At 60.4% G+C, this 9,523-nt stretch carries 4 protein-coding genes; all 4 read right to left on the bottom strand.

Annotated elements, in window-relative coordinates; genetic code table 11:
* Window positions 1–8: 8 nt before the first annotated feature.
* Window positions 9–701, bottom strand: coding sequence for an imm11 family protein (locus tag V8J84_RS16410; RefSeq protein ID WP_339933188.1), 693 nt, complete (start codon window positions 699–701; stop codon window positions 9–11).
* 8 nt (window positions 702–709) lie between these two features.
* On the bottom strand, window positions 710–1,270 hold the full coding sequence (locus V8J84_RS16405; protein WP_339933186.1) for a toxin-activating lysine-acyltransferase: 561 nt from the start codon (window positions 1,268–1,270) through the stop codon (window positions 710–712).
* A gap of 214 nt (window positions 1,271–1,484) precedes the next feature.
* Complete coding sequence (locus V8J84_RS16400; RefSeq protein ID WP_339933184.1) at window positions 1,485–4,931, bottom strand: hypothetical protein; 3,447 nt, start codon at window positions 4,929–4,931, stop codon at window positions 1,485–1,487.
* Window positions 4,932–4,941: 10 nt separating this feature from the next.
* Window positions 4,942–9,523, bottom strand: a 4,582-nt coding sequence (locus V8J84_RS16395; protein WP_445285988.1) for a DUF7507 domain-containing protein, incomplete at its 5' end; no start/stop codon positions are given.

Raw genomic sequence — 9,523 nt, 5'->3', positions numbered from 1 at the left:
GCAGTCGTCTAAATCTCGTTCAGCTGATGGACATTCGGGAGCCGAAGCTCCTTTTCCTTGATGCGTGACACCAATTCGTCTGACAGCAGTAGTGCGGGAGATCGCAACTTGCGCTCTCGCCACAGATGGGCAGAACCGATGTCGGCTTTGGAGACACTCAGCGCCGCACAATGCTTCCGTGTAAAATCAAAAATGTAGTAAGTTCCGGTTTCACCGGTCCACGATTCAGTCGGGCTTTGGTCCGGTCTGAAGCTGTCGATAAACTGCCTGATCCGCATGCCGAAATAGGCCTTTGGCGCGGGCGTTCCGTCGGCGTGCTTGATGTCGATCGGCCAAAACTGGTGCAATCCCGGCTCTAGGCTTTCAATGACATCCATCAGGTCCTGATCCACCGCAAGCAACCGATCAGTCAACTTGATGAGCGAACCAAATCTCTTGGAGTGTTCGTGCTCAATGACAAATTCGCGGGGCACCTCGAACGGTCGCAACGGCTCTGGCGCCCGCGGATGATCGATCTCGTTTTTTGTGATGCCCGTAAATTTCAAAGCAACGTGCAAGGCATAGGACGGCAAATACTGGGTATCGTATCGCGCCTTTTCATCATCCGAAATCTCGTTCTGGAGCGCATCCCGCAAGGCGTCTTTCCAGCCCACATAATCGCCGTCCAGAAAATACTCACCAAAACGCCGTGGTTCAGCCATGCCCCACGTCATTTCCCGCCCCGCTTCATACCAAGCTTCTCAAGCGTTTCCGTATCCAGCAACTGCCCCACCACCGGGTGCAGCCGCAGTTCGCCGTCTTTGACGACCGAGCGGAAGTTGGCCACGACCGAGCCGGTTTCTTTCTGTGTGGGGGCGATCACGTCGATCAACCAAGCGATGTCGCCGCTGTTCCAGTCCTCGGCTTTCAGGCGCACGGGCCATGTGCGTGATTTGATCTGGTCGCGCAGGCGGCTGTCGGCCTCTTCGGACAGGCTGGCCCAGATCGCCACGCCGCTGATATCGCTGGTCGGATCGTTTTCGCTGTTGGCGGGGTAGGCAATCGCCACGCGGTCGCGGATCAGGGGATCAAGGATCAGGTGCTGCATATCCGCCAGCGTCTGGTGACGGTAGCGGGGCAGCGACATCATGGCCAAAGCGATTTTGCCAAAGCTTTCGCGCACATGCGCGCGCAAGGCTGCAACCTTTTGCATCACCTCTTGATCGGGCGCACCATTTGGCACAGCATTTCCGGTTTCCGCAGTTGCGGATGCGACGTTATCGTCTGACATGATATCCCCCAGGGATGTAAAGTGATCACCTGGGACACAACCCAGAGATTATCACACTAAAGTTATCACGCCGCGTCGCAACATTTTTTCTTAACTTAAGGGAACTTTCTGACCAGAAAGGTGTTGCCAACACCTTGCCGCACGATTTACGCGCGACAAGGTCCTCCGGTGACGCCGGATTGTTCCTAGCTACAGAACAATAGGGCTGCGGTGCCTAGAACTTTGCGATCAGGTTAATGAAGACGCCCTGATCGTCATAGGTCAGGTCGGTCAGATCATCCGAGAACGTACCAAAGTTGTAGCCCACACCCACCTTCACATTCGGGTTGATGTGCCGGTAAACCGCGCCAAGCACACTGTTTTCCTGCGTTTCGGCCTGCACAAGGTTCAGGCTACGCACCTCGACCAGTGCATCCCAATTATGCACCATGTGATACCGCGCAGAGGCCACGGCAAGCCACGCATCGTTCTGGGCAAAATCGCTTGTGCCATCGGGCGAGGTTTCCGCACTGCGATAGCCAAGCTTGCCGCCAATCGTCCACGTTTCATTCAGGTCGTATGACGCATCAACGCTCAGAACGTGGCTGCGCTGGCGCGGGCCTTCGTCCTCATCCTCCGCATCGCGCAGACCATAAAGGTCATACAGATACCGGTAGCGGGCCAGCACGTTCAGACGGTCATCTTCCACAGGGCGGAAGGCGTAGCCCAGCACCACATTGGCATAGTTGCCGTCCAGCAGATCGCTTTGATCCGTTTCAGACCGCGCCACATCGGCAGAGAACACAAACCGTTGTTCTTCGGTGATTTTATAGACCGCGTCGGCACTGACCAGCAACGTGTCAGAGTTCACCTGCGTGCCATCGCGCAGGCCATCTTCCGTCCGGTATTCGACACGTCCGGCAACGGAAAGCTGGGTATCCTGATAGGTCGTGCCAAACGACAGCGCGTTGCGGTCAAAGTCATAGCGGTCGTCGTCGCGCACGCGGCCCACTTCGATGGCGCTGGTCAGCGACCATGTGTCGTTCGGCGTGTAGGTCACACCATAGGCGCTGATCAGGGACCGGTAATCGCCGAACAGATCATATGACGTTTCACCATAGGTATTCACGGTATCGCTGACCTGCGTGGTGGCACCCGCCACGATCCGGCCACGGTCCCGCCCGCGCAGGGCAATCCCGTCAAGCTCGCGTCCGGGATCAACCTCATACCCCAGATAGCGGGTGTTGCCCGCCTCATCTGCATAGGTCGCGGTGATCAGGCCACCCTCGCCTAGCGTGCCGTCTGACAACTCGCCCGCGATGGACCAGCCGTTGCCAAAGTCATAGGCGCCGCCAAGGCCGTAACGGTTGTTTTCTCGCAGGTTTTCGCGGGCAATGGTGCCTTGGCCAAAGACGTAAAGCGCGATCTGGTCGTTTGGTGTGAACGTCACGCGCGCGGCCAGATCGGTGCGGCTGCCTTCGGACGTGCCGCCAGTCCGGTCCTGACTTTCGATGCCAACCGCATAGGCGATGCGGTCACTGACGCGGTAGGTCACCTCGGCAGCACCTGTCAGCTTGGTTTCGCCCGCGTCGTTTTCATAGCTTTCGTAAGCACCTGCGATGTGCAGCTGATCGGTGATCGCCACATCGCCGTCGATGCCCCAGAAAGTCTCGTCACCGGTGGCAGATGTCACCTGCGTATCAAGCGATGCGAAACCTTCGGTGCGCCGTTCGAAGTAAGCCCCGATGGACCCGTCAGCGGCCACGCCAAAGTCGGCAAGGCTTGCCCGCGCTGTCAGCTTGAATGCCTCGCCTTCGGACCCTGCGCCGGCAATCTCTTGCACGATCAGACCGCCATCAGGCGAGAACGTGCTGCCAAAGCCTGTGCCTTCGCTTTGTGCATAATCCAGACGGACAAATGTGTCGGCTGTCGGCTGATACAGAATATCGGCACCGATCACGCGGTGATCCGTCACACCGGTTTCGTCCAACTGCCCCACCACGCCAAAGCGCAGGGTGTCTGTCACCCAACCTTCTGCCCGCGCGCCATAGGCAAACCCTTCCAGATCGCTGGCGACAGGTGTGTGTTCATAGGCTGCCACCAGCACGGCATCGGCGTTGCCAATCGCACCGTCCTGCACAAGCCCGGCCTGCACATCACTGGCCAAAGGCCGCGTCAGTGTGACGATGCCCTGAATGTAGTTGATCGCGTAATCCTGCCCCGCGACCAATGTGCGGGTTTCGATCACGCGACCTGTATCGGGGTCGCGCAACTGGATCTCAAGCTGGTCCGATCCGGCAGCAATATCCTGCTTTTCCAGAAAGAACACCGAACCGCCGGTGCCAAGGAACGTATCGCGTTGCGGCAAACGCCCCGGCTGTGCGGCATAGGCCAGCACGCGGGCCTGCGCATCGCCGCGTGTGGTGGTCGCACGGGTCGCATAGACGCCTTGCAAACCGTAAAGCGTGCGGTCGTTCGAGACATATTCATTGTCGCCAAGTGTGGCGTCAAAATCGCCCCACTGGACGTAATTCCCGTCCTGCTCGATCCGCAGATACAGCTTGCCGGACGTCGGCGTGTTATCAACCAGCGTGCTGTCGTCGCCGTAGGTCGGGTAAAGGTCTTCGGGATCAACCCGCAAAAGAAGCTGGCGCGGATCGCGTTCGTCCAGCCCTTGGAAAATCGTATCCAGATCGCCTTCGCCGGTATCAATCGACGCGGTGATCTGCACACCTGTGTCCGTGCGCCCGTCCACATAGCCCGCGATGCGGCCCGTCTGATAGCTTTCGCGCTCACCGGTTTGGCCATCCTCGCGCAGACCAAACGTCAGGTCGGCGGTGGCAACGTAAAACCACTCTGACGCCGGAATCGTCACGTCGCGGATCAGGTTCACGTTCTGGCCCGCGCCATTCACAGCCACATCAACGCCGTAGTCACCGGCAGGCAGGATGCGCTGGATCACAAAGCTGCCATCGGGGCTGGCCTGCACGGCCTCGCCCAGTGCCACGACATTGGCACCACGCGCGACGTTTTCGCCAGACACAGTCACGGCGCCGCCAGCGACAGGGATGTTGCGGACAGCAGCGCTATCCACGCCCTCTTCCACACCATCCAGATTGGGGCGATTGTCACCCGATGACAGCGCCAGCGGGCGGGTTTCGTCAAACCGCCCTGCCCCGTCATAAACGCGGTGGACGACAACCAGATCGCGGCCCTGCGGCACGGTGATCGACGCGCGCCCGTTGGGATCAATCGGCGCGGTCAGCACGGTGCGCGGCCCACCAGCGGCCCCGCGATCCACGACACGCAATTCGCCCCGCGTCACGTAAGCGGGATAGTTCAGTGCCGACTGGATCGTCACCACCTCGCCCGCGCGATACGCTTGTGCGGCCCCCACGGTTTCCAGATCAAGGCGCGGTTCAGCGCCCAGCCCGTCAAACGTCACCTGCACATCGGCGTTGGCAATCTGCACGTCCGTCTGGCGCACGATGTCCACCACCTGGCGATCGCCCGCAATCGCGTTGCCATTCACCGAAATGACAAAGCCTGTCACCGGAAGCGCAGGCGCTGTGGCGGGTTCGGTATTTGCCCCAACAGGAATGTTCACCGCATCCTGCGCTGTGGCAGCAGCCCCGATCAGTGTCAGCGCCGTGGCACCCAGCAGTTGTGTTGTCCGTTTCATCATCATCATCCTACTGCATCTGCCGGATCGTGCGTTCGATTAGCAAACGATACCCCCCACCGCCACGCCATCTGTCGCGGACCAAGGCTTCGACCGTGTCCAGACGCGCGCGCGCCAGATCGCGGCCTTCGCCGTTCATGTAATAGCTTAGCCGCAGCACAGACGGCTCTGTCTGCAGATAGGCCACCAGCTGATCGACACCGGCAACCAGAGCCTGCGTTGGCTGTGCACCCGTGCCAAAAGCCGACGCGATCAGGTCGATATCAACCACATTGGCAATCGCCGCACCAAAGTTCAGCTTGGCCACGGTGCCTGGCGTCAGGCGGATCACACGCGGGTTCTCTGTCGTGACGCGGTAGCCCGTGGGCAACGTGCGCTCGTCCAGTTTCAGCGTGAAGTTCGACCCGATATCGGCGGGCAGTTCCGCGCATGGCACGCTAAAGCGGCCATATTCATCCGTGGTAATCAGCGTGCCCGTCACGGTGGACAGACGCACGCCAGCCAGACCCGGCTCGTACTCAGGCGTTTCGATCACAGGCGGCGGTCCGCTGTATTTCCCGCCATCAAAGCGCTGGTCTGTGATCTGCGGGTTGTTGCCTGGCTGCGCGTTGAACGCATCCGACACACCGTCCTGATAGCCGTTCATATTGCGGTCATCGAACACCTTGCCGATCACATCGCCACACTCGAACACAGCCTCGGGACGGCGGCGCAGTGTGGCAGTCGCCACGTTGGAGATCACGTCACCATCCGGCCCAAGCATATAGGCGCGGTTGACCAGTTCACCCGCCTCACCGGTGACGCGCGCGTCAAAGGTAATGGTGATCGTCTGATTGGGCGCCATCGCGATGTCGTCCCAGATCAGCTGCCGTCCGGCGATGCGCGGCTGTGGGGTGTCCTCACCGTTGAACCTTGCCGTGCCCGGTGTGAACAGCACGCCGCTTGGCATGTCGTCCACGATGGTCAGACCCCGTTCTGCGGTATCGTTCACGTTCTCGAACGTCAGGCGATAGGTCACCGTGCCGCCCAGAAGCGCGGTTTCGGGTGTCACCGATTTGGTCGCTACGATGTTCGGCTCGTCCACCGCTGGCACCTCTGCGGTGCCAATGGCAGATGCAACCAGATCATCGGAATTGACCACCAGTGTGTTGGGCTGTGCGGGCGATCCGCCTGTCACATCATAGACCACCGTGATTGCAATCGTCGCGGTTTCCTGCGGCGCCAGCGACGTGCCAGCGGTCACAAGCGCGGTATCGCCGGTGCCGTTATACCCCGTGTTGGCCCCGCCTGTGGTAAAGCCGGACACGCGCGGACCATCCACCGATACCAGCGTGGCCGGTGCCACAAAGGCAGCCAGATCATCGCGGATATCCAGATTGGTCTGGGTGATGTTGCCGGTGTTTTCCACGCTCATATCGAACACCACCTCGAAGCGGTTGGTGCCCACACGTGTCGGGGTCGACGCCTCTTTCAGCGCAATCACAGACGAGATTTGCCCGATCGGGATAATCGTCGGATCGTCAACTGTGTTGCCATCGGTGTCATCGCCGTTGTCGGACACATCCACCAGCGGCACGCCACTTGGCGCAGTTGTCGCAGCGGTGGCCGTGTTGGAAATCCCGCCCGCATCCACATCATCCTGCGTCAGCGTGTAGGTCAGCGTGTAGACATTGTCGCTCAGCGGCCCGATCTCGGTCTCGGAGGCACCTGACGTCAGCGCAAGGCTATCTGGTGTCAGCACCGTGCCGTCCAGATTGGTCATGGTGTCTGTCAGCTCAAGCGCGGACAGGGTCACATTGCCAAGGTTATTGGCGGTGATGGTGTAGGTGATCACGTCACCGGCCCGCACAACCGCATCAGGGTCGGCAAACGGTTCGGCGGTCTTGACCACTTCAAGCCGTGCCTCGGGGACAATGGCCACACGGGTCGGATCGTCGGTCGTGTTGCCGTCGCTATCGTCGCCGTTATCGGCCAAATCGGACACGGCGTTACCCTCGGGATCGGTGCCAGAGGCCACGACCACGTTGGACAACCCGCCAGCATCCACATCGTCTTGCGTCAGCATATAGGTCACGCGCCATTCGCGCTGCGCATTGGGTGCCAGCGGCTGGTCAACGACACCGGGATCAACAGGTGCCACGGTAAAGGTTTCCGCCGCGATCGGAATGCCATCAGCGCGCGTCATTGTGTCGGCGATCACCAGATCGTTGACAGACACGTTGCCGATGTTGCGCACGGTGACCACAAAGATCACCTCGTCACCTTCAGCCGCACCGCCTTGCGCCAGCGCCTTGGTCGCATCCAGCGCAGGGCCTTGGATAATTTCGACCACCGTTGGATCGTCGGTCGCATTGCCGTCCGCATCGTTACCGTTGTCGGACACATCAGACACAGTCGCCCCCGCAGGCGTGGTTGCATCCACGGTGACGGTGTTGCGCAGACCACCTGCGTTCACATCTTCAAGCGTCAGGACATAGGTGGCGCGATAGACAAATGTTTCGCCCACATCGATCCGGTTATCGCCATCCGTATCGCCCGATTGCAGGGCAAAGCTGACAGGCGCCAGCCCCGCATCAGACCCGTCCAGACGGGTCATGGTGTCGGTGATGCCAGCGGGCGTCAGCGTCACGTCGCCTGTGTTGCGCACAAACAGCGTGAAATCGACAGTGCTGCCGGCGATCGACCCGTTCAGGCTTGCAACCTTCGTGGCCTCAAGCCCCGGTTCGGGGTCGCGCGCAGGCGTTGTGATCGTGTCGCTGTCTGTGATCGACGTGCCGCGTGGACCGGTCGCACTGGCGCTGGCGGTATTGGTGATTTCGCCCGCATCAAACTGGTCCTGCGTCACGGTCAGCGACAGCGCACAGCTATCGTCGGTTTCGCCAACACGTAGCCGCGCAATCATACAGGTGAATGGCGGCGATGTGATCGGGTCAGACACCATCACATTGGTCAGCGTCACGTTGCCGGTGTTTTCCACCGCCATAACATAGGTAACAGCCGTGCCAGCCGCGCCAAACGGCACAGGCGTCGCGGTTTTGGTCAGCACAAGACCGGGGTCTGCAGCAGGTCCGGCTGTGGTCAGCGTGGTGTTGTCAGTGACCCCGCCCCCTTGCGGCGTGACCGCGCTGGCGCTGGCGGTGTTGATCACCTCGCCTGCATCAACATCGGCCTGCGTCACGCGGTAATCCGCGCTACAAGTTTGCGTTTCCCCCACGATCAGCTCGTCAAAAGCGCATGACAGCGCGGGCAACAGCGGATCGCGCGCGACAACAGATGTGAGCGTCTGGTTGCCACTGTTGGTCAGCGTCAGCGTATAGCGCAGGGTCTGGCCTTCGGCGGTGAAGGTCGCAGGTGTTGCGGCCTTCGCAATGGTGATCGCCGGATCAGCCGCAGCAGGGGTGACCTGCACCGCGGGGTCAGACACGACAATCCGGTCGTCAGACCCAAAGATCGTTTCTGCAAACGCCTCGTTCACCACATCGCCCGCATCCAGATCGTCTTGCGTGACCAGATAGGTGGCCTCGCACATCACGGATTCGCCTGCCCGCAGATCAGGGTCGGTATCGCTTGGCGTAAAGCAGGTGATCGGATCGGCAAAGCGCGTGTCACGCACGATGACCGGTCTGGCAAAGGCCACGGTGCCCGCATTGGTCACGGTAAAGCCATAGGTCAACGCATCATCAACCTGATCAAACGACAACGCGTCAGAGGCACTGCCATCAGGGTTGGCAACCGACAGCAGCGTCTTTTCAGTGGTCAGCGCAGGCTCTCCATCGGCAGGGACAGTCTCGGCCACCAAAGGCGACGTGACAGTGCCCGATGTAGCGCTTGCGATGTTCGTGACAGAGGCAAGTTGCACATCTGTGGCCGTGACCACAAAGGTCGCCTGACACACAATCTCGCCCTCAGGCAACAGACCGCCAGCAGGCAGTGCGGGACAGGACACAGCGTCAATCAGGTTGTCCGAAACCGTGATCGCATCGGTCAGCGTGGTGTTGCCGGTATTGGTGACGGTGTAGTCATAGGCAACAACCGCCCCCACCACAAAGCTGGTGGCCCGCAGATCAGTATCTACCGTCCCGTCAACCGTGATCGATGTGGCCCGCTTGACCGTCTCAAGCGACGGTTTCTGTAGCGCAGGAACAGTTACCGTTGACGGCGGTGTGGTCAGATCACCCGCATCCGCCGTGGCGCTGTTGATCACCTCGCCCGCGTCGATATCGTCCTGCGTCACGGCATAGGTGCCCTCGCAGGTCAGATCGGCACCGGGGGCCAGCGGCACCGGATCGCAGACAATTTCGCCGCCGGCATCCGTGATCAGCGGATCGCTGATGGTGACCGGATCGGTCAGCGTGATGTTGCCGGTGTTGGTGACCGTAAAGCGGAACGTCAGTTCATCGTCGACAGCCGCAAATGTCGGCCCGCCCGATTGCAACGTCTTGACTAATGCAATGCCCGGATCAGCCGCGATCACCAGTTCTGTTGGGTCGTTTGTTGTGTTTCCGTCGGTGTCGTTTGCGTTGTCGGAGATGTCTGTGACGGGGGAGCCTGTGGGGGGTGTGCCTGTGGCTGTGGCGGTGTTTGTGATGCCG

Source organism: Yoonia sp. 208BN28-4 (assembly GCF_037543925.1).
In the GTDB taxonomy this organism is placed as follows: domain Bacteria; phylum Pseudomonadota; class Alphaproteobacteria; order Rhodobacterales; family Rhodobacteraceae; genus Yoonia.
This window is presented reverse-complemented; position numbering and strand designations above follow the sequence as displayed.